Genomic DNA, 22,050 nt, shown 5'->3' on the forward strand with positions numbered 1-22,050 from the left:
CCTTGTTTGGGCGTTTTTTTGATCTAAAAACCCACTTGAAGTGGGTTTATTGTATTACGCTAAGGCTTTTTAATCAATTACATAGCCGTTGCTCAGAAGCAAAGCGTCCTCTTTGGCCTTTATAGGTTTTATAAAGCTTAGTCTTTGAGTATGCCTCAATTCGAAACTCAACAGGGTATATATAATTAAAATCAATATCATGGTATATGTAAGTCAAGATACGACATTGTGAAGTGATATTAGCGACTTCGTCCGTATCTATAATATACCGAAAGTACTGCTTAAACTCTGGAATAGACATAGATGCAGTGCCAATATCTCCATTAGCACTAATTTCGCCAAACTCACCAACTGTCACATTTTTTTCATTGGCATGTGCTTGATTGCTCATAGTTAAAGTTGCCACAAGTAAAGCAACTGCGGGTAATAGCTTATTCATACAATTTTCCTTTTATATTAAGTTAACTATCACCCAAAAGACTTACATAAATAAAACATTAAATCAGCACATTGAAAACAATAAAACGTTGCTTGGGAAATCGAACTTACTCTTCACTAGTGCACAATAGGAACTGAATTCAGCTTAGTAAATATTAAGGAAAAAGGAGATATATCATAAAGTTAAACCAGCTTAATCGGCTAAGACCTTTTGATAGACTTAGAAGCAATAACACATATCTAGCGACGGTACTTATCCTCGCCCTAACACACCAGATACTCTACTCGATAATATTTTCTTTAGTGTTAAGATGAATTGTGTAAGCGAAATAGGAATGATAACAACAAGCGCAATTCCCTTATCAAAGTCAGGATTAACACTGCAGTAAAGTGCAATCTCAGTTTTGCTGCTTTCTCTAAAGCGTGCGATTTCAGCCTCGCTGTAATTGGTTTTGCGTCCAACAGCCTTCAAACACCTTAGGCCATTATGAGGGCTTACCAAGCCACTCGGGTTAATGGTGTCATAGAGCGTTGCTATCGCACTATTTTGAGGTAAGTTATTTGGATAAACTTCGGCGATATTTTTTGCCATGGCCCTGAACATAGCAGGGCTGAGCATAGTATCTGCATATAAAAGTTTTCTACGAGGGTTACGTATATAACGTTTTAATACTTCTATAAGAGAAAACCTAAAGGTGCTGTTTTTCCCTCTAAAGTCAGGTAAAAAAGCAGCTGAAGCGCCAACAATACATACATCCTTGTTGCTATCATCAAAGGTCAATAAGCAATAGCCGACAATGTCACCACCTGATAAAAACAAACGGAGTCTACGCTTTGTGCTTTCACCTCTTTCAAAGTACAGAGCAAAGTAATGCTCAACCTCTACATTGGAAAAGCTCGTTGCAATGATGCACTTTAATTGAGCCAACTGAGCATTTGTTAAAACATTTTGGGTATAGGTCAAATCACGATATGACACCTTCTTCGATATGCTTCGCATCAATTATCCACACCCTGCGCAACTATCTGAATACTCGCGATGTTATCTCTCGATAGGATCACTGAACGATTTTTAGATTTTTCATAGAGAAAAACATAGCGTTCAGACTCCAGTATGATTTGCATATCTTGAAAGTGACGCCTTTTTTGTTGATCAAGACTAATCGAGTTAATTAAATCAAAATTGTAAAGCTTACCATTACCTTCTTTTATGCTCTCAGCGTTCCAAGAGCCCAGTAGTCCAGCGTATGCATTTGGATAAATAAGCATAGCTACAACAACTAAACTATAGAAAGGATTGAGTCGATATAAAATACGGTGGCTCAAGAGCCAACTTTTCCACCCCTTAAGCTCTTTAATCTGAGCACGCTTTCTATCGAATTTACTCACTACATAAGCCACTCCTCCTCCCACTGCAATTGCGCAAGATGTTGCAAAAAGAATATCTGGCTCTGCCAAGAATGACATCAATAAGTCGCTAAGTTCCATATATTTGATGATCTCGATAGAAAAAGCATTGAATAAAGAAGTAAGATACACGAAGCCTGCCAAATTTAGTGTCAGATATCCCAAAGTAATAAGAACACCAGGTTGTTCATAAATAAATTTTGCGGTCTTTTTACTTACTTCATCGAACCAAGCGTAATATTCAGCGTCATTGGTAATTTTTTTCATTTCCCTCCCCCTGAAGCCGAGAGTGTAGTAATGCTACCTAAATTCGCATCGGGAATGGCCACCGCCTTTTTTGTTTCAGGGTGATATATAAAAGTATATCGTGAAGTCGACAGCACAATTACAACTGAAGGAATTGTCATTACTTGTTCGCCAAACCAATCTATCGGATAACTTAAATAAATATCAGTGTTTCCACGCTGTAAAGCCTTTACGTCTCTTACAGCACTTTTTGCTGCGAAATCAGCCGCATATGTAGACAAAATAAGCGTAGTAATAATCGTTGTGGAAAGTGGAAAATTATAGAGTGGCTGGTTAACTATATAGTTCAACTTATCAACGCCAAGAAACTTAACCTGAACAAGCTTTTTATCTTGCCTGATTATCGTGAGTAAGCTGAAGACAACGAAAGTAAATGCCGGTAGAAATAAAAAATTAGTCATGATCACGGTTAAAAAGTCACTTATCCCTATGTGCTTCAGTGCAGAAAACCCAAACGAATTAAGCAAACGAGCAACATAAAACAGAGCGATACCACTGACGGCCAGATAGAGCATAAAGGGAATGAGCGTTGGGTGGAGTTTGGCAAACTTTTTGACAGCGACAATACGCCTCAAAACAGGGATCAATCGTGCGCTGGATACTTCTATAGCCACAATAGCATTCCTTACTATTACTTAACGGCCCGGAAAAACCAGTGTTATACCTCAAGCCGTTAAAGTTTATTAATTGTTATTTTCCTCAAGTTTACCACGGTAAGCTGGCAAAGAAACCTCCGCGATCAGACCACCGCCATCTCGATTTCGTAGTCTTACTTTACCGCCGTGTGTGGTCACGATACGTTTGATAATGGCAAGCCCTAAGCCACTTCCCTCACTCCCTCTAGCCTGATCTCCCTGTTTAAATGGCTCGAATACAGACTCCAACTCTGACTCAGGAATACCTGGCCCTCTGTCCATTACTTTTACGATAACAGCACGGTGCTTGGGGCTGTATTCTGTCGTCACCTCAATATCTTGTTCAGAATAGCGGATCGCATTTTCAATCATATTAGTAAACACTCGCTTTAACGCGACGGCGTTCATCATCACCGTTGGTAAGTATTCCTCTGCTTGCAGGTGAATTGGTCGCTGATGTTGCTGCTCTGCATGAACGACTTCTTCAATAACCGTGTTAACGTCATCTGCCGACATTTCTGCACCGTTGTGATGACGGAGATATTCGATGAATTGGTCAATAATCGCATTCATATCTTCAATATCGTCGATAATTCCCTCGCGCAGATAGTCTTCTTCATCCGACATCATTTCAGTTGCTAGACGAATTCGGGTTAAGGGTGTACGTAAATCGTGTGAAACACCAGCCATTAACAGTCGCCTATCACTTTCTAGGTCTGCGATCCCCTTAGACATTTTATTAAATGCCCGAGTCACCTCTATGACTTCAGTAGAACCTTCTTCGACAAGACGTGTTGAAAAGTCCCCGACGCCTACTCGACTAGCTGCAATTTGTAGCGATTTTAGCGGTTTGTTTAGGTGCCTAGCAAAAAGCCACCCCCCTAATACACTTAAGAAACCAATACTGGAGAGGTAAAAAACTAAAAACTCCATTTTTGTTTCACTGAGTCCGCTAAGCGGTACTCTTACCCAATACCCAGGCGCTTGCGGTGCTTCGACCCAATAAACAACCGGATCTCCTTGGCTTATCCTGACTCGCGCAGAACCATTAAGTTGCTCCGACATACTACGAGACAGCAATGTATATTCTTTGGCCTGCCCCAGCCCATTTACATAGGCCTCTCTTTGTGTCATCACCTCAATACCCGTTATCTCGAAGAATTTGCGAGATACACTGTTATCAACTTCAACACCATTCTCCCAATCAATGAAAACCGTTTTAACCTGCTTAGCAAGCATCAGGTTCACTTGTTCAAAAGTTGGTTTGAAGACGTATAAGGTAACGGTAATGTAAGACACGACTTGATTTATCAATAGTAACGCGCCGACAAAGAAGACGGTTTGCCCGAATGCACTACGAGGTAACATGCTGGCTACTTCACGCCGTCAGGCACAAATACGTACCCAAGACCCCAAACCGTTTGTATATAGCGAGGATTAGAGGCGTCATCTTCAATCATACGACGCAAGCGCGAAACCTGAACGTCAATGCTACGCTCAAGTGCGCTATAATCACGCCCTCTAGCAAGGTTCATTAACTTATCTCGACTAAGCGGCTCTCGAGGGTGACTCACCAGTGCTTTAAGTACCGCAAACTCACCTGAGGTCAGTGAAATTGTCGCTTCCCCATGTTGCATCTCTCGCGTCGCTAAATTAAGGGTAAAGTTACCAAAGCTCACTTCATTTTCTTCTGCCGCAGGCGCACCTGGTACTTCTTTGGCACGACGACGAAGAATGGCTTTTATTCGCGCCAACAGTTCTCTTGGGTTGAAGGGTTTTGGAATGTAATCATCCGCGCCAAGCTCAAGACCAATAATACGGTCAACTTCGTCACCTTTCGCCGTCAACATGACAATTGGGATCTCATTCTCTTTTTGTCTTAAACGACGACAGATGGAAAGGCCATCTTCTCCAGGAAGCATCAAGTCTAACACCATCAAGTGAAAGTTTTCGCGTTCAAGTAGTCTATCCATTTGTTCAGAATTGGCTGCGCTGCGGACGATAAATCCCTGCTCTACGAGATAACGCTCTAAAAGACTGCGCAAACGCATATCGTCGTCAACTACGAGCACTTTGGTGGTTTCATTTCCCATTTATATTTCTTCTATTTATTAATTTACTAAAGCTTGCTGATCTGCGACATTTCGTGCACAAATCATCATCCTGTTCATTTAACGCTCATGGCGATAATGGACCATGATATTATTATGCTTAAATATAATTGAATTTGGTGCTTTTCGACACCATACATTGATACTAGATTGTTACCGAACATTACAAGGGTTTAACCCAAAATACCTGAGAAACATGAAAACGAATTTGATCACGCCCGAAGGATACCGCCAACTGCAGCAAGAACATGATCACCTGTGGTTTGAAAAGCGCCCAGAGATCACCAAAATTGTGAATTGGGCAGCGAGTTTAGGCGATCGCTCCGAAAATGCCGACTACACCTTCAATAAACGTTTATTAAGGCAAATAGATAGACGGGTACGCTTTTTGCGAAAGCGTATGCCCGAACTGAAAGTCGTGGAATATAGTCCCGAACAAGAAGGTAAAGTATTTTTTGGCGCTTGGGTAGAAGTAGAAAGCGAAGAAGGCGAGGTTCGTGCATTTCGAATTGTTGGACCTGATGAAATATACGAACGCAATGACTACATCTCCATCGATGCGCCAATGGCTAGGGCTTTACTAAGCAAACAAGTCGATGATGAAATTACAGTCACCACACCGCATGGCCGAAGACTTTGGTATATCAACCAAATCGAATATCGCAGAAACACCGAACAATGATAACATTGAGCTAAATTTTGTTTGCCAAAGATGAGTATTGTCTAGGCAACACAGACCGATTAAGAAGAGTATAAGGATTTTGCATGAGCAATATCACACAACGTTTAGCAACGGAGCTTAACGCCAGAGAACAGCAAGTTAATGCTGCTATTAGTTTGCTAGACGAAGGGGCAACCGTTCCATTTATTGCACGTTACCGTAAAGAGGTAACGGGTGGCTTAGATGACACTCAACTACGTTTGCTTGAGCAAAGGTTAGGTTACTTACGAGAGCTTGATGAACGTCGCGAGTTTATTTTAAAAACCATCGATGAACAGGGTAAACTCACTGCCGAGTTAAATGCAGAAATACAAGCCGCTGACAGCAAAACCGTACTCGAAGATTTATATCTCCCATACAAACCAAAGCGCAGAACAAAAGGCCAAATCGCGATAGAAGCAGGTTTGGAACCCCTAGCGGACGCTTTATTTGCAGATCCAACGTTAGACCCAGAACAACAAGCGACTCCTTTCATTAATGAGAGCAAAGGCGTTGCAGACAGCAAAGCGGCTTTAGATGGCGCTAAATTTATTCTCATGGAGCGTTTTGCAGAAGACGCAAAGCTACTTGCTAAACTCCGTGCACACCTTAAAGACAACGCGCAAATCGAAGCAAGAGTCATTGCGGGTAAAGAAGAAGCAGGAAGCAAATACCGTGACTACTTTGAACATAATGAGCTGCTAAATAAAATTCCATCACACCGCGCGCTGGCGATGCTAAGAGCACGTAACGAAGGCTTTTTGCAGTTATCTATCAACCCAGAACCAAGCGCAGAGGACCCTGCTCAATTTTGTGCACAGATCATTGCTGATCATTACCGCCTAGCCGTCTCTGGTAAAGCTGCCAGTGATTGGTTAATGGGTGTGGTCCAGTGGGCATGGAAGATTAAAATCGCCCTGCACTTGGAAAACGAATTCTTAGGGTCAATGCGTGAAAAGTCAGAGCTAGACGCTATCGAAGTTTTCGCGAAAAACCTAAAAGATCTGCTGATGGCTGCGCCTGCTGGTGCAAAAGTGACAATGGGTATCGATCCGGGGTTACGTACCGGGTGTAAAGTCGCCATTGTCGATGCCACAGGCAAACTGATTGCAACCAGTACTATCCACCCTCATGCCCCTCAAAACCAGTGGGATAAGTCGCTGAAGACACTAGAGCAAATGTGCCGCCAATACAAAGTTGAGCTTATTGCTATCGGTAACGGAACCGCGTCTCGCGAAACCGACAAACTGGCCGCAGAACTGCTAAAAAGCGCTACCGAATTAAAGCTCAATAAAATCATGGTGAGTGAAGCTGGCGCATCGGTGTACTCAGCCTCTGAATTTGCCGCAAACGAATTTCCAGATCTTGATGTATCTCTACGTGGTGCAGTTTCTATCGCAAGAAGATTACAAGATCCGTTAGCAGAACTTGTGAAAATCGAACCTAAATCAATCGGTGTTGGCCAATATCAGCATGATGTTTCTCAAAGCCAGTTAGGACAAACACTAACGGCTGTGGTCGAAGACTGCGTAAACTCAGTAGGTGTCGATGTGAACACGGCATCGATACCATTATTAACGCGCGTCTCGGGTTTGAATAAAACATTAGCCAGCAATATCGTAAAATACCGCGACGAAAATGGCTCTTTTACGGATCGCAAGGCGCTTAAAAAAGTTGAGCGATTAGGACCTAAAGCATTTGAACAAGCAGCTGGTTTCTTACGTATCGCCAATGGCGACGATCCACTGGATGCATCAGCAGTGCACCCTGAAGCTTACCCTGTTGTCAAAGCGATTTGTAAAAAGCAAAATCTAGAAGTGAATACCCTTATCGGTAATCGCGAAGTCTTGAATGGCCTTGTGGCAAACGACTATGTAGATGATAAGTTTGGGGTACCAACGGTCACTGATATTATCAAAGAGTTAGATAAGCCAGGCCGAGATCCTCGCCCAGAATTTAAAACAGCGCAGTTTAAAGCTGGTGTTGAGACAATCACAGATCTTAAAGTCGGTATGATTTTAGAAGGTGTGGTCTCTAATGTTGCCAATTTTGGGGCTTTTGTGGATGTAGGTGTACATCAAGATGGACTTGTTCACATTTCAGCACTCACGGATAAGTTTATTTCCGATCCGCGTGAAGTCGTTAAAGCGGGAGATATCGTTAAGGTCAAAGTGATTGAGGTTGATGTGCCTCGTAAACGCATTAGCTTTACCATGCGCCTAAACGATGAAATATCTCAAGCTCCAGCGCAAAAACAAAACGCGAAGCCGCACAAAGGGAAAGCGGCGCCTAAGTCTTCTAAGCCAAAGTCACGAGATGCAGGTAACGCCGCGATGGGTAATGCGTTTGCTGAAGCCTTCGCAAAGCTGAAGAAGTAATTTCAACAGTGCAACGAACAAAGAAAAGCGCGGCCTTGGTCGCGCTTTTCGTTTGTCGGGGGTTTTAACTCGTTTTCACTGCAATGACCCGCGGAGGAGAAGGCCAATATCTACGGTTAAATTTGCACTGATAGCGATGCGGGTTGATTAGGCATCGCTACATGTTGATAAAAATTTGAGATCCTGAGCGATCTTGCTTGGATTTCAGGGTCGGCTTCAATTGGCATCGCAACAGCATAAGGATCTGCATCCTGCTTAAGCTTGGCTTGCTCTTCTTCACTCTCTGCTTTTGCCTGCTCACCACTCAAGCGGCGAGTTTGAATGTTTTGCACCCGCTTGCTATCACTTTGTTCTTCACCACTGATAGAAGCTTTTGCCAACTCAGCCTGCGCCGCCGAGAGTTTTTGAGTCGCATCTGCTGCGATGGCTCTGTCAGCGCCAGATGGTTCTGCTGGTGCTAACGCTGCCGCTCTCACCGTTTGCATTTTTTCAATCGTGCCCTGCGGATCACCTTCAAGCGGCGCAACGTCGATCATCACCTCACCGCCAATAGCGTAGTTATTACCATCAGGACCGCGCTGATATTCATAACTCGGTGATCCGGCATATTGCCCGCCTACTCTGGCATGAGCCTGCTCATGTAATCTTACTTCTCTATCTCGAGATTTTAATTCTTGAACGACCTGCTCATCTTGCTCTGTTTGTTGCTGCTCTTGTTCATTATTTTCTTTTTCTTGGCCTTCGCCTTTTTCACCTTGCTCTTTGCCTTGAATGGTTTTGCTTTGCTCTGTTTTACCATCAGAACCGTAAACTTTTGCATCGTCTACGTTAGAAGAGCGGCCTTTTTCAGAATCGGAAAGGTTGCGGTTTTCGGTAAATGAGGGATTAGTTGGTGCAGGTTTTGGGATCGCTTCACGCAGCTGATTATCGCGTACAACCGTTTCGGTGTACACGTTGGCAGTGTTTAAATTCATCGCCGGTGGTGGCGTTACTATGTTCATTACACTTTAATATCAATCAACGTACCTAGCACTTCATCTGCAGTGCGAATAGTTTGCACATTGGCTTTCGCGTTAAACTCTTCAACTTTTAAGGCTACCACTGATTCGGTCAAGCTTGGGGTTTCGCTCACAGGAGCCGTCACAGCTTCACCGGCACTAGCACCTTGCAACTGCCGCCCAGATGCACGTTCAGAATCACTTTGTTGATCGATGGCAGCGCGGTTAATATCAGCACTTGCTTGGGCAATCCCCTGAGCAGCGCGGTTATAACCGTCAATTCCATTATTTAACACATCACCTATTGGCATATTCGCACCTAGATAAACCTTTTCTTACTGACTAATTATTGCGCAAAATATCAACAAAGAAAAGTAAAAGCGGCAATTTTTTGCCGCTTTATTATTCCAAATATCTAAATAATTGATTTAAGGAGTGATAAAAAGGCTTCTTTATGAGAGATAAAAGGCGCATGAGAGGCCTTTGCAAGCGTATGAGCCTTAAAATTTGGATTGAGTACCTGCATTTTCTCTACAGCCACTTGTGGCACAAGAGAGTCTAAACGGCCGAATATGCCTATTGTGGGGAGCTGCAGCCGTGAAAATTCATCACGTAAGTCCTGCGATTTCAATATCTCCAGTCCACCAGCTAGTGCTTTCGCCTCCGCTTCCGGCAGTGTGCCTAGTAGCGCTTTAAGTTGTTTGATGTCTTCTCTGGCGTGTTCACTGCCCATCGCTTGAATAGCTAAAAACCTTTCTATCGTCTTTGCGCTATTGGTTTGCAGTTGAGTCTCAAAGTTGTTTAGCACCTTAGGGGCTATTCCGGGCCAATCAGCTTGCTCACAAAAAAATGGCGTTGAAGCGACCAAAATAACCTTGCTAACTTTGTCTGGAAAATGAGCAGCTAAATACAATGCAAATAAGCCCCCCAAAGACCAGCCTATCAACACGCTTTGTGGCATCAGCTGCTCAGCAATAAGTAAAGCATTACGCTCAAGAGAATAATCACCCTCGGCGCTTGGTGTGCCACCAAATCCAGGAAGATTGACCGCTTTAATTGCTGTTGTAGGTGCTAAGGCTTCCTCGCATAACTGCCACACCGCTTTGTTCATCCCCCAACCATGGAGCAGCACAACTTCATTTTGCATTTATCTGTTCTCTATACCAAACTTGACGCCATGATAGCTAACCCGGGATGGAAAGCAATGATCCAACTTAATCGGTTATTACCTAAAAAGTGGTGTCAGCCTTGTGTATGCTGTGAACAACGCACAACAGAAGCCTTGCTTTGTCCACACTGCTTACAAGCGTGCTTAGACTTTATGGATCAAGAGATTAATCTACTTAATTACCCCAATATCCAACGTATGGTTAGCCTTGAAGACTGCGATGGGTTAACCGTGGCGAGTTGGTACCGTACGCCTATAAACACATGGTTGCAAGGAGTAAAGTTTAACCATAGCAAAGCGTATCAATGTGCCTTGAACCTGCTGGCTCAAACACTATGGCAGCGCTTCAGTGAAGAGGATGCTTTCCCCGTAGACCTTGTTTGTTGTATGCCACTACACCGAAGACGGTTAATCCGACGAGGTTACAATCAAGTTGAGCAAGTTTGGCAAGGGCTACCACTCACCCAGACAATACTGAAAAGAACAAAGCACACCAAGCCGCAATCTGAGCTGACCAAGGCTAAACGAAAACGTAACTTAAACAATGCCTTTGCGCTCAACCAATCTGTTGAGGGGAAAAATATCGTATTACTTGAGGATGTGATCACAACGGGCGCGACCATGAATGCAGCGGCAAAAGTGTGTAAACAAAACGGGGCGAAAATGGTGTGGGCGATGGCTATCAGCCTCACACCATTCGACGCTTAAAAGCGTATTATTTGCTTGATATCACGACAATAGATATCAATCAAATCGCTAAAAGTCTCACTGCACAGATAAGCTGTTCTGGACCTTATATGCCGTGTGCAAAGAACAGCGCGTTATTTAGCAGTCGGCTAGAACCGAACCAAAAGCCACGAAATACCGGGTTGTCAGTCATTCCTACAGCCACTCCACGTCCAGACTTTGACGCAATCAAGACAGAAGAACCTGCGATCTGTTCAACGTTAATATTATCAGCATACCCTGCCAATAAAGGCTTTTTAGTATACGTCAACGACTCGATAAATGGCTTATTAATACGATGCATCACCCAAGTGCTATTTTTAAAGACAGGTAATTCCCGGTTCTCAAAGCCAAAAGATAAAGGATGGCTTAAATCCAAACGCGCATCAAAAATTGCGCCGGCAATCCGCTGTTTTGCCGAAAGGCTATCTTGATCTGCAAAGGTGAGATTTTTGCTGTCAAACTGGGCTCGCATTTCTTTGCTTGAAACCATTTCAGCGTCTAGTAGCTGCTGTTCGATTAGCCACTGCGCACCACGCTTTTGCCCCCAAATCACACCGCCTTTAGCAACCCAACTCAAGAGCTTGGCTTTGCTCTTGTCACTTAAATCTCCATATTTACCATCAGCCAATAAAATGTGGGTATAGCGCGTAAGATCGAGTTTCTCGATATGCTGCTTTTCCACAATTGACGGGGCAAGTTTTAAATGCCTATCCAAATGATACCAAAGCTCACCCGCTTCATATTGACTTACACCCGCACCACCTATGATGAGGACTTCTGGCTTTTGCAGCTGCAGCATTTGTCTTGACCCAAAATCGACGCCACTTTGGGTCATGCCTGTAGTCACACTATATACTGGAAGTGAAAGCTCTCTGGCGATTGTTTCAAGCTGAGTAAACCAGTCCGCTTGCTGCTGAATACCACTTGCTATCACCAGTGTCCCGGCCTGAAAGTCATGAGAGCCTGAGGTGGTTGATGCTGAAAATGGTGACATTGCAGCTGCTACTTTCACTCCAGCCTGTAAGAGGCGATTTGCTAATTGTGGCGCTAGGTAATGATGCCACTCTATGGTGTAGGCATAACTTCCTGCAACGGGAGCCAATAGATTTGAGTCAGTGCTCGATTCACCTTGAAGCTTTAAACCCCAGCCACTTTTTACTGCGGCAAAATCTAAATCATAAGCATACGGCATCGTCCAACCTGAAACATCGTAGAACGTGTTGTCCTTAAAATGCGTCTGTGTGCTAAATAGTGCTTTTATCAAGCGATATTGCGGCTGGGCCAGTGGAATGTATAAATCCCCTTGCTGATATTCGGTGTTATCAACTTCTTTGGCTTTTGAGAGGTATTTCACCTCTATCTGATGCTGCTTCAATAAATCCACAAACGCTTGAAAACGGTAGTTATCTTTGCCGCGAGCAACAACGTAACCGTTGATTTCATCTTTACTCGCAAGCTCGTTCACTTGTTGATAAAACTGCTGCTGATAATCAAGTAAAGCGCGTCGATGCGTCGTGCTGGCTTGAAATGTCGAGAGACTCGTCGTGACCTGATTTTTAATCGTTTCAGGAAAACTCAACACGCCATACTGAGTTTCTTGTGCATGCCCTCTACTACTCGCTTGTTCGAATAAAATGCCAACCGCACCATTTACGTCGGGGTACGTAGAACCTTTGCCATAATAAAAGTCATCAAAACTCTCTTGAGTAAAATATAACTCCCCTTGCGCATCAAGAGCTTTGGCATGAAACTTACCAATCTCGTTGGTTAGCGCTACGTTTTGTAATGGGGTAATTGGGTGAGTCCTTGATGGGATCCCTGGTTGGAAAAAATACGTACTATTTGGTCCCATTTCATGAAAATCGGTCAGTACGTTAGGTTTCCAACGATGGAACGCTTTGATACGTGCTTTTGACTCAGGATGCTGTAGTAGTAACCAATCACGATTGAGGTCAAACCAATAATGGTTAGTGCGACTAGAAGGCCAAGACTCATTATGCTCACGATGTGCAGGGTCGGTTGATAGAGACATGCTCTTATTGGCGTTTGCCCATGTAGCAAAACGTGATAAGCCATCAGGGTTCAAAGCTGGATCTAACAATATCACCGCATTATCAAGGAGCTGCGTAACTGACTCGCCCTGCGCCGCAGCTAAATAATATGCCATGAGTACCGCGGCATTGCTTCCTGAAGACTCATTACCGTGCACGCTATAGCCCATCCACATCACAACAGGCTGGTCTGAACGGTTTTGGCTACTGCTCAATGCAGCAATATGATCTTGCTGAATACGTGCCAAGTTTTGTTGGTTTTGTGGCGAGCTCGCTTTTAGGAGTAACAAAGGACGTCGCTCATGGCTAAACCCGATTGTTTCGACACTCAACCTTGGGCTTTCACTTGCAAGGGTATGTAGATAATTAACGATTTGATCGTGGCGCAAATGCCACTGCCCAACTTCATATCCAAATGCTTGTTTTGGCGTAGTTATTGTGGGATCAAATTTTACTTCATCGCCAAAATAATAGGCAATGGGCTTGGCCTGCAAGCTAAAGCTCAACAGCACGATAATACAGCTTATTAACCGCATGATAATGTCCTTTAATTCCGATTACTTTTCAAGCTAACAAGCGCACCGCCGATTGCCAAATTTTTACGCCGAACACTAGCGACAACACGACGAGGAGAGTATGATACGTATTAACCGAGTAATTTAGTCAAGTATAGAGCGAATTATGATCCATATTTCAGATTCTGCCCAAAGCCATTTCGCGAAACTATTAGCCGATCAGGCTGAAGGCACTAATATTAGAGTTTTCGTGGTTAATCCAGGCACCTCTCAAGCTGAGTGTGGCGTGTCATATTGCCCAGCAGATGCCGTTGAACAAAGCGATATCCGCTTACCGTTTAATGGTTTTGAAGCCATCGTTGATGAAGAAAGCGCACCATTTTTAGAAGAAGCCGATATCGACTTCGTTACCGATAAAATGGGGAGTCAGTTGACGCTTAAGGCACCAAATGCCAAAGCTAAACGATTACGTGACGATGCGAGCCTAGCTGAGCGCGTAGAGCACATGCTTGTGACAGAAGTAAATCCACAACTGGCCAATCACGGTGGTCAAGTTAGCCTAGTAGAAATTACCGCAGATGGTATTGCTGTACTTCAATTCGGCGGTGGTTGTAACGGCTGCTCAATGATTGATGTCACATTAAAAGAAGGCATCGAAAAAGAGATGATCGCTAAGTTTGAAGAAATCAACGGCGTACGTGACATCACGGAGCACGCTCGCGGCGAACACTCTTACTATTAATGAGCAAAACCCTCATTTATCGCTTAGGGTCTCACCCTAGGCGAAGCCTCAAGTTCTTCCTTTTTGGCCTTGTTATTGTGTTACTCGCTGGTGCTTTTATCGCACTGGGTTACTATCAAGATCATCGCTTTCAAATCGCAGGTTTGGTGCTTTTACTTCCTGGTTTGTGCTGTGCCTTTTACGGTTATATTGGTATTTTTGCTAATCGCTTTTCTCAAGTGATAGAAGCCAGAGAAAAACGCCGCCAAACTCTAAAAGATAACGACCCATTTGCTTAACATAGGCCCATTATTCGAGTAAGGCGACCTCTCGAGTGAGCTGGTGATATTTATATGCTAAGGTTAATCCACGCAACCCCATAAAACAACTCATCGCAAGCCAGAGTGCATGGTTACCGAGTGGCAATGCAATCAAAAACGGCAAGAAGAAACCGAATACCGCAGAAACTAACATGCTGTTTCGCATTTCTTTAGCACGAGTAAGCCCAACAAAGATGCCGTCAAACAAAAAGCAACTCATGGCAATCAAAGGTAATAGCACCAACCAAGGTAAGTAAGTACCTGCCAATGTTATCACTTCGGGGATATTGGTTAATAAGCTGATGATCCAGCCACCAGCTAGATAAAAAATAGCGCTGTATAAAAGCGCAAATGCAGCCCCCCAAAACAGGCTTACTTTTACCCATAATTGCAATTGCCCCAACGAGCCTTGTCCTTTTGCTCTGCCGACCTTAGCCTCCGCAGCGTAAGCGATGCCGTCCATCGCAAAACTAACTAACATCAAAAAATTAAGTAATACGGCGTTAGCCGCTAGCGTGATCTCACCAAGCCTTGCGCCATAAAAAGTCATGAAACTAAAGCAGAGTTGTAAGATCAAGGAGCGAATAAAAATATCACGATTCAAGGTGAGTAAACTGAGCCACTCGGCGCGCTTTGGTAGAGTGAATTTCAACGCAATACCGTGACGCCTTGCGACCAATACGCTCAAAAACAAGGATAAGCCTAATGCCGAATAGTCTGCAATCAGTGAAGCCCAAGCTGCGCCTGCTACTCCCCACTCAAATCCGACAACAAATAAAATGTCCAAAGCTATATTCACTATGTTTGTGAACAACACCAGATAGAATGGCCCTCGCCCGTAATGCATCCCAAGCATAAAGCCCAGCAGCACAAGATTTAACATTGCTCCAGGCGCACTAAATACACGGATTTGAAAATATAATTTTGCTTGCTCAAATACTTCACTAGAAGCATTTGAAAGCTGAGCAATAACTTGGATCAGCAGAGGAGATAACACAATCAAACTCACGGCAAAGAGCAGCGCAATGAGCATACTGGTATATAGTGAACGTGTTAGCTTGTCATGGTCTTGCTGGCCGCTTGATTGAGCTATCACTCCTGTTGTACTCATTCGCAGAAAACTTGCAAGCCAAAATAGTACCGAGATAGCGCTAGAGCCAAGCGCAATCCCAGCCAAAAAATGCGCATCCCCCATATGACCAATTACTGCCGTATCGACTAATCCTAACAGTGGCACCGTAATATTTGATAGTATCATCGGACCTGCAAGTAGTAAGAGGCTCAGATGTTGCGCTTTATGGCATTTAAGAAATTGATACAACATATTATTTTTGGTTTGGCCCTATTCTCAGCAAATAGTTGGAGTGCGGTTATCTTACAGTATCATCACGTGAGTGAGAAACTCCCAGCGGTCACCAGCGTGAGTGAAGAAACCTTTAAATCTCATCTTAACCACATTAAAGAACATGGTTTTTCGGTGATACCTTTACCACAGTTGTTAGATAGCCTGAAGTCCGGTAAGTCTCTACCAGAAAAAACGTTAGCTATCACCTTTGATGATGGCTATGAAAACAATATCACTGCGGCGGCCCCGATCCTGGAATCTTTTGGCTTTCCCTATACTATTTTCGTCAACCCTCAACTTATTGACGAAAAGAAAAGCTATGTCATGACGTGGGATGAACTGAGAGCATTAGCAAAACGTGGAGCTATTATCGCAAATCATAGTGCTAAGCACGATTACCTCCACCTCAAACTAAAAGATGAAACAGCGGCGCAGTGGCGTGCGCGTGTTGAGCACGATATCAGATGGTCACAGCAGCGAATTAAAGAAGAGATTGGCCACGATTACCCCTACCTCGCATACCCGTACGGCGAATTTAATCATGAATTACAAAAGCTAGTAGCAGAGCTTGGACTTATTGGTATTGGGCAACACTCTGGTGCGGTTGGTATTTCTTCAGATTTTACACGTATCGCTCGCTTTCCCGCATCGGGAAACTACAGCAACTTAGAAACATTAAAAACTAAGCTCGAGACCAAAGCCTTCTCTCTACAAAAATTAGAGTACCTTGATAGCGTCACGAACAATAAAACCCCAGCAATCACGTTGCATTTTAACAATAAGGATTTTCATCAGAGTCAATTTGCATGCTACGTTTCAGGTGTTGGGCAAGCTGAGCTGACGTGGCTATCAGAAACCAGCGTACGTATCCAAACCCCGAAAGCGCTATCCATAGGACGGTCACGATATAACTGTACTGCACCTTCAATCAAAGACACAGGACGATATTATTGGTTTTCACAACCTTGGGTTATTGAAAAATAACAGCTTTGGGTAGGAGCAAATTAGCTCCTATCCTTACTTTTTAACCGCGCTCAGCATGGTTTCAGTCACTTTACTCAAAGGTACTAGGCTTTGCACTGCACCAAGCTCGTACGCAGCTCTAGGCATTCCCCATACCACACAGCTAAGTTCATCTTGTGCAAATGTTTTAGCACCTGCAGCTTTCAAAGCTAGCATTGCTTTTGCTCCATCACTGCCCATTCCCGTGAGCATAGCAGCACAAACATGCTTACCCATTGGCACAAGGGAGTTAAATAACACTTCAACGGAAGGTTTATGACGATTAACAGGCTCAGTATCATCTAATCGGCAGACATATCCGGTTGCTGTGTGTGCCACCTTAAGATGTTTGTCTCCCGGTGCTATGAATACATGACCTGGTAATAAAACATCTCCCTCTTCCGCTTCTTTGACTGATACCGCACAGGTGCGATCCATTCTTTGTGCGAATGAGGTACTGAAAACTGGTGGGATATGTTGCGTGATAACAACAGGAGGCGCGTGTGTTGGTAATCGCATAAGCACCTCTCTGATAGCTTCAGTTCCCCCTGTTGAGGCGCCTATGGCTAAAATAGTATTACGCGAAAATGTATAATTACGGCCAATTTCTAATTCGCTTTCCTGTTTTGGTGCTTTAAAAGCCCTCACTCGTGCACCGGCCGCTACTCTAATCTTCTTAACCAGTAAATCGGAATAAGACATTAAGGTATCAGCAACATTGCTGGTGGGCTTAGAAATAAAATCAACGGCACCTAATTCTAGTGCTTCTATCGTGGCGGGAGATCCCTCTTGGGTCAACGTAGAGATCATCACAACAGGCATAGGCCTTAAACGCATTAAATTTTTAAGAAAATTAATGCCATTCATTTTTGGCATTTCTATATCCAAAGTTAATACGTCAGGTGAAGTAGACTTAATGAGCTCTCTAGCTTCATAAGGGTCTTCCGCGGTGCCAACGACTTTAATACCATCCGCCTGACCTAAAATTTCTTTTAACAACCCACGAATTAACGGCGAGTCGTCAACAATCAGAACCTTGATCATATTTCACACCTAAAATAGCTCAATATCCGTTTTATTGTCTTGAGCCTCAATGTCATGTAAGTAACGCACTTCACGTTGTTCAATTGTGTTATTGTGCATGGTTCGTAACTTTTTCACTTGCGCTTTGCCACTTTGAGGATGAAAGATAACTTTTCTTGGCCAGGGGCCGCCTACATCTTGTGAAATTAAATTCAAACTTTCCTCTTCCACATAGGCTTGAGCAAACCTGATGTTCCCTTCCCCAATATCAGTCATTGCGCTAATAATTTTTCCACCGCCAAAAAGTTTGATTTTTAAATTGCTTCTAGACGCCCCATTTTTGAGTACTTCATTTATCAGATACTCCATCGCCCAGTTACCATAACGACAATTTAGGTCATCCGCATGTACTTCTTTTAGTGCCTTCGCTCCGGGTAACATAAAGTGATTCATGCCACCAATCCCCAGCTTCTCGTCATATACACAGGCGGCAATACAGGAACCTAGTACAGTCGAAATCAATTCGTCCTGCTTGGATACATAAAATTCCCCCGGAAGTACTTTTGCGACGACTTTGGCACGCCCTGAATCCCAAAAGCGTTTTACATGCTCGAAGCCTCTGAGAACGGGTCTAAACTCTCTCATTCAACTGGCCTTTTTGATAAATGGTTTTACCTAGATTTTTAAATTCTAGGTGCTCTTTTCCCATCGTTTCGGAGTGCCCGATAAGTAAGTAACCATTGGGAACTAACATGTCATGATATTGCTCAAAGAGTTTATCTTTAGTTTCTTTATCAAAATAAATCAAAACATTACGACAGAAAATAACATCAAAGGGTCCTTTCATTGGCCATGGTTCTAGAAGATTAAGTCGTTTAAAATGGATGAAAGATTGCAATTTAGGCTTCACTTTATACATTGCTCCATCTGCACTTCTAAGAAACCATTTTTTGAGCTTATCTTCATCTAAACCCGTGACGTTATTTGCCGTATATTCTCCGAGACTCGCTTTGCCCAAGACGTTGGAATCTAGATCTGTTGCTAGCACTTTGACGTCCCAACCACTTGGAAAAGCATTCGCAATGGTCATCGCGATGCTATAAGGCTCTTCACCTGTAGAGCATCCAGCAGACCAGATCCGAACTCTTCTGTCGTGTTTATGTCGGGCAATAATTTCAGGAACTATTCTTTTCGTTAAGAACTCGAAGTGATGATTTTCTCGAAAGAAAGAAGTTAAGTTAGTTGTTATTGCATTAATAAAATGGCTAAACTCAACATCTTGATTTTCTTCCAAAAAAGATAAATACGCCTCAAATGAATTTAGCCCGTTGGCTCTTATGCGTCTTGCCAACCTGGAATAAACCATTTCCCTTTTATGCGGCCCGAGTACTATGCCGCATGTGTCATAGACCCGGGCCGAAATTTCGGAAAAATCCTTATCGGTCAACAGAAACTCTCGCATCGTCGTATTCCTTCAGCCAACCCCCACTAAGGAATTGATCTATTACCTAACCCTAAAACTCTTCCCACTCTTCCGAGTCATCTGCAAACTGATTACTTCTCGTGTTTTGCTGGGGAGGCTTATTGGAGTTCATTGTCCGTTTTGGTAATTGTTTTTCTGATGCCTTATAATTCTTCGGTGACTCAGATATTTCTAAACTACGATGTGAGGGTTCATCAAGTGTGAAGAAGTTTAATAATCTTCTCATATCATTTGCTTGCTCAGCCATCGACTCCCCAGCGGCCGATGCTTCTTCAACTAAGGCAGCATTTTGCTGCGTCATTTCATCCATTTGTGACACTGCTTTATTAACCTGCTCAATACCTGAACTCTGCTCAATAGAAGCTTCGGCAATGTCGGAAATCATGTTCGTTACTCGCTTAACTGACTCAACTATTTCTTTTAGTGTTTCACCAGATTCATTAACCAGTAACGTGCCATCTTCGACTTTACTTACACTATCTCTGATTAGATCTTTAATCTCTTTCGCTGCTGCTGCAGAACGCTGAGCGAGATTGCGCACTTCACCAGCAACCACAGCAAAGCCTCGACCTTGCTCTCCGGCCCGAGCAGCTTCAACGGCTGCGTTTAATGCCAAAAGGTTTGTCTGGAAAGCGATTTCATCAATAACACCTATAATGTCAGCAATTTTCTTACTTGAATCATTAATTTCAGACATGCTTTCAACTGCGCGTGTGACTACTTCGCCGCCTTTGGTCGCCTTGTCACAAGTATCTTCGGCCAACTCATTAGCTACTTTCGCGTTATCTGCATTTTGTCTAACTGTGCTCGTCATTTCTTCCATGCTAGAAGCAGTTTCTTCTAGTGAGGAGGCTTGCTCTTCGGTTCGCTGACTCAAATCCGCGTTACCCTGGGAAATTTCATCAGCACCACTGGCAACTAAATTTGCAGAAGTACGGATCCGACCTAACACCTCAGTTAACTTCTCAGCTGTAGTATTTGCGTCTTTTTTCAGCTTTTCATAAGCCCCACGATAATCGCCTTCAATACGTCTGGTTAAATTACCAGTTGCTAAGGCGTCTAACATGTCCCCCATATCTGTAACCGTTTCATCAACTGTAGACACTAAACTATTTAACCCTTTGGTTAGTCGTAAGTAGAAGCCATCTTTCCCATCTTCTGATAAACGAACACTAAGATTACCGGCATTAGCCGACTGAACTAGGCCATTCACCTCTTTCTCGATCGTGACTTCTTTGGTTCTATCTTCCCATTCGACAACAGTGCCCACGCGTTCGTTATTACCATCAAATATCGGATTCGCGACTAGGCCAAAGGTTCTTCCGCCGACAACAATTTCCGTTTTATACTCGGTTTCAAGCCGAGAGAGCATACTGCGTTGGTGACTTGGGTTACGGTGGAATACATCAATATTCGCCCCCAAAAGATGGTTACTATCAAAATTAGGCAGGTCACGCCTTAAATCACTCTCAGCATTTCTCATCATATCTTTCACTGCACGATTCAAGTAAACGATCTCAAACTGCTCATTTGCTATCATCGTATTCGTTGAAACGTTGTCTAATGCTCTTCGGACGCGCAAGTTTTCAGCTGCGGCAGTTTTTTCTTCCTCTTCACGAACTAAACGCTCTGTTTTGTCGTCCCACTCAACGACAGTACCAATCCGCTTTTTCTCATCATCAAACACAGGGGTCGCAATTAAACCAAAGGTGAAGCCAGCGACTTTGATATCTGTGCTGTATACATCGCTCAGTTTCTCAAGCAGGTTTCTTTGATGGCTGGGGTTTGCATGAAATACATCAATACATTGCCCTACAAGTGTATCCACATCAAAGTTCGGTAATGATTTTCTAAGCTGCGTTTGATTGTCTCTCAGCATTCGCACAACCGAATCATTAACATAAATAATATTCAACCCTTCGTCCGCTAGCATTACGTTTGCCTGACAAACGTCCAGCGCGCTCGATATACGAGCATTGTGGCTCGCCAAATCCGCCTGCTTTTTCTCTAACGCTAATTCTCTTGTAAGGTCTTTCCACTCAACTAAAGTCGCGATCCTTTGTCCTTCATCATCGAAAACAGGCGTGGCAATAAGATCAAAGGTCAAACCTGCCACTTTGATTTGTGTGACATATGGACGGGTCAAATTAGCGAGTATGCCTCTCTGATGGCTAGGGTTTTTATGGAACGTATCAATGTTGGCACCAATCAAGCTATCAACATTAAAACCAGGTAACTCTTGCTGTAACTTAGCCTGATTTTTACGCAGCATACTGGTTACTGAATCGTTCAAATACACAATGTTGAGAGAGGCATCTGCAAGCATAACATTGGCCTGACAGACCTTTAAAGCTAGCAACAAACTATGGCTATGGTCTTGACCATCTACTGCGTCACCATTTAATAAATTAGCAACCGCTTTGTATAAAGATGATTGGCGTGATGCATTACTCGCATTGAGTAAGCTAACATCTTTACTCTCTATCGCGGGAACAATTTCCTCAACATCCTGTAACTTAGAAAGCAGAATGTTTGCGCTTTGCTTAAGTAGTAAAATTGCCAGCACCACACTGACAGCTGCTATAACCATCGCCACATAGGCTTGTGTAGACATATTAATATTCAACATTTGAACACTAATTGCCAAGCCCACAAATATTATGGCACCCGCAATCAGAACTCTATTGTTGAGTTGACTTGCTAATGCTTGATCGCTCATG

At 43.4% G+C, this 22,050-nt stretch carries 21 protein-coding genes; 6 read left to right on the top strand and 15 right to left on the bottom strand.

What is annotated here, in order from left to right:
• Positions 1 to 73: 73 nt before the first annotated feature.
• The 6 genes from GSF04_RS21785 to ompR all read right to left on the bottom strand — a co-directional run bounded on the left by GSF04_RS21785 (position 74) and on the right by ompR (position 4,879).
• Positions 74 to 439, bottom strand: coding sequence for a hypothetical protein (locus GSF04_RS21785; RefSeq protein WP_211858779.1), 366 nt, complete (start codon positions 437 to 439; stop codon positions 74 to 76).
• A 252-nt stretch (positions 440 to 691) separates the two neighbouring features.
• A complete protein-coding gene (locus GSF04_RS21790) occupies positions 692 to 1,438 on the bottom strand; it encodes a hypothetical protein (protein ID WP_249122425.1) in 747 nt (248 codons plus the stop codon).
• Positions 1,438 to 2,112 carry a hypothetical protein gene (locus GSF04_RS21795; RefSeq protein WP_211858780.1) on the bottom strand — a complete coding sequence of 225 codons (675 nt, stop codon included), beginning with the start codon at positions 2,110 to 2,112 and terminating at the stop codon, positions 1,438 to 1,440. The genes GSF04_RS21790 and GSF04_RS21795 overlap by 1 nt, the downstream gene beginning before the upstream one ends.
• Positions 2,109 to 2,765 carry a hypothetical protein gene (locus GSF04_RS21800; RefSeq protein WP_017219443.1) on the bottom strand — a complete coding sequence of 219 codons (657 nt, stop codon included), beginning with the start codon at positions 2,763 to 2,765 and terminating at the stop codon, positions 2,109 to 2,111. Before GSF04_RS21800 ends, GSF04_RS21795 begins: the two co-directional genes overlap by 4 nt.
• A 69-nt stretch (positions 2,766 to 2,834) precedes the next feature.
• A complete protein-coding gene (gene envZ, locus GSF04_RS21805) occupies positions 2,835 to 4,154 on the bottom strand; it encodes a two-component system sensor histidine kinase EnvZ (protein ID WP_211858781.1) in 1,320 nt (439 codons plus the stop codon).
• A gap of 5 nt (positions 4,155 to 4,159) precedes the next feature.
• Positions 4,160 to 4,879 carry a two-component system response regulator OmpR gene (gene ompR, locus GSF04_RS21810; RefSeq protein ID WP_010378483.1) on the bottom strand — a complete coding sequence of 240 codons (720 nt, stop codon included), beginning with the start codon at positions 4,877 to 4,879 and terminating at the stop codon, positions 4,160 to 4,162.
• 214 nt (positions 4,880 to 5,093) lie between these two features.
• On the opposite strand from ompR, the gene greB reads away from it, so the two are divergent.
• Positions 5,094 to 5,579: a transcription elongation factor GreB gene (gene greB / locus GSF04_RS21815; RefSeq protein ID WP_010378480.1), complete on the top strand. Its 486-nt coding sequence runs from the start codon at positions 5,094 to 5,096 to the stop codon at positions 5,577 to 5,579.
• 83 nt (positions 5,580 to 5,662) lie between these two features.
• Positions 5,663 to 7,975: a Tex family protein gene (locus GSF04_RS21820; protein ID WP_039490887.1), complete on the top strand. Its 2,313-nt coding sequence runs from the start codon at positions 5,663 to 5,665 to the stop codon at positions 7,973 to 7,975.
• A gap of 116 nt (positions 7,976 to 8,091) precedes the next feature.
• Here GSF04_RS21820 and GSF04_RS21825 read toward each other — a convergent pair whose 3' ends face one another.
• From GSF04_RS21825 to bioH, 3 genes are all read right to left on the bottom strand, one after another.
• Positions 8,092 to 8,976: a putative metalloprotease CJM1_0395 family protein gene (locus tag GSF04_RS21825; protein ID WP_211858782.1), complete on the bottom strand. Its 885-nt coding sequence runs from the start codon at positions 8,974 to 8,976 to the stop codon at positions 8,092 to 8,094.
• Entirely contained in the window at positions 8,976 to 9,284 is a 309-nt protein-coding gene (locus GSF04_RS21830) for a hypothetical protein (RefSeq protein WP_010378475.1), read from the bottom strand. Before GSF04_RS21830 ends, GSF04_RS21825 begins: the two co-directional genes overlap by 1 nt.
• A gap of 104 nt (positions 9,285 to 9,388) precedes the next feature.
• On the bottom strand, positions 9,389 to 10,120 hold the full coding sequence (gene bioH / locus GSF04_RS21835; RefSeq protein WP_211858783.1) for a pimeloyl-ACP methyl ester esterase BioH: 732 nt from the start codon (positions 10,118 to 10,120) through the stop codon (positions 9,389 to 9,391).
• Positions 10,121 to 10,177: 57 nt separating this feature from the next.
• Here bioH and GSF04_RS21840 point away from each other — a divergent pair, with 57 nt between their 5' ends.
• Positions 10,178 to 10,849, top strand: a complete 672-nt coding sequence (locus GSF04_RS21840; RefSeq protein ID WP_039490882.1) for a phosphoribosyltransferase family protein — start codon at positions 10,178 to 10,180, stop codon at positions 10,847 to 10,849.
• An 85-nt stretch (positions 10,850 to 10,934) separates the two neighbouring features.
• Here the strand turns inward: GSF04_RS21840 and GSF04_RS21845 are convergent, their stop codons facing one another.
• The gene (locus tag GSF04_RS21845; RefSeq protein ID WP_211858784.1) at positions 10,935 to 13,457 is read right to left on the bottom strand and encodes a M14 metallopeptidase family protein; all 2,523 of its coding nucleotides are present in this window, start codon (positions 13,455 to 13,457) and stop codon (positions 10,935 to 10,937) included.
• Between the two features lie 145 nt (positions 13,458 to 13,602).
• Between GSF04_RS21845 and nfuA the strand changes: the two genes are divergently transcribed.
• Together nfuA and GSF04_RS21855 are read left to right on the top strand one after the other, a co-directional pair.
• On the top strand, positions 13,603 to 14,178 hold the full coding sequence (gene nfuA, locus GSF04_RS21850) for a Fe-S biogenesis protein NfuA (protein ID WP_010378467.1): 576 nt from the start codon (positions 13,603 to 13,605) through the stop codon (positions 14,176 to 14,178).
• Positions 14,178 to 14,456 carry a hypothetical protein gene (locus GSF04_RS21855; protein WP_211858785.1) on the top strand — a complete coding sequence of 93 codons (279 nt, stop codon included), beginning with the start codon at positions 14,178 to 14,180 and terminating at the stop codon, positions 14,454 to 14,456. The genes nfuA and GSF04_RS21855 overlap by 1 nt, the downstream gene beginning before the upstream one ends.
• 10 nt (positions 14,457 to 14,466) lie before the next feature.
• Here GSF04_RS21855 and GSF04_RS21860 read toward each other — a convergent pair whose 3' ends face one another.
• A complete protein-coding gene (locus GSF04_RS21860) occupies positions 14,467 to 15,735 on the bottom strand; it encodes an MATE family efflux transporter (RefSeq protein ID WP_211858786.1) in 1,269 nt (422 codons plus the stop codon).
• Positions 15,736 to 15,762: 27 nt separating this feature from the next.
• Here GSF04_RS21860 and GSF04_RS21865 point away from each other — a divergent pair, with 27 nt between their 5' ends.
• Positions 15,763 to 16,806 carry a polysaccharide deacetylase family protein gene (locus GSF04_RS21865; RefSeq protein ID WP_211858787.1) on the top strand — a complete coding sequence of 348 codons (1,044 nt, stop codon included), beginning with the start codon at positions 15,763 to 15,765 and terminating at the stop codon, positions 16,804 to 16,806.
• Positions 16,807 to 16,839: 33 nt separating this feature from the next.
• Here GSF04_RS21865 and GSF04_RS21870 read toward each other — a convergent pair whose 3' ends face one another.
• The 4 genes from GSF04_RS21870 to GSF04_RS21885 are packed head-to-tail and all read right to left on the bottom strand — an operon-like array spanning position 16,840 to position 22,049.
• On the bottom strand, positions 16,840 to 17,868 hold the full coding sequence (locus tag GSF04_RS21870; protein ID WP_039490870.1) for a chemotaxis response regulator protein-glutamate methylesterase: 1,029 nt from the start codon (positions 17,866 to 17,868) through the stop codon (positions 16,840 to 16,842).
• A gap of 9 nt (positions 17,869 to 17,877) precedes the next feature.
• Positions 17,878 to 18,492: a chemoreceptor glutamine deamidase CheD gene (gene cheD, locus GSF04_RS21875; RefSeq protein WP_039490868.1), complete on the bottom strand. Its 615-nt coding sequence runs from the start codon at positions 18,490 to 18,492 to the stop codon at positions 17,878 to 17,880.
• A complete protein-coding gene (locus tag GSF04_RS21880) occupies positions 18,479 to 19,309 on the bottom strand; it encodes a protein-glutamate O-methyltransferase CheR (RefSeq protein ID WP_039490866.1) in 831 nt (276 codons plus the stop codon). Before GSF04_RS21880 ends, cheD begins: the two co-directional genes overlap by 14 nt.
• Before the next feature lie 52 nt (positions 19,310 to 19,361).
• The gene (locus GSF04_RS21885; RefSeq protein ID WP_211860109.1) at positions 19,362 to 22,049 is read right to left on the bottom strand and encodes a methyl-accepting chemotaxis protein; all 2,688 of its coding nucleotides are present in this window, start codon (positions 22,047 to 22,049) and stop codon (positions 19,362 to 19,364) included.
• Between the last annotated feature and the right edge of the window lies 1 nt (position 22,050).

The sequence above is a fragment of the Pseudoalteromonas sp. A22 genome, assembly GCF_018141345.1.
Lineage (GTDB): Bacteria > Pseudomonadota > Gammaproteobacteria > Enterobacterales > Alteromonadaceae > Pseudoalteromonas > Pseudoalteromonas maricaloris.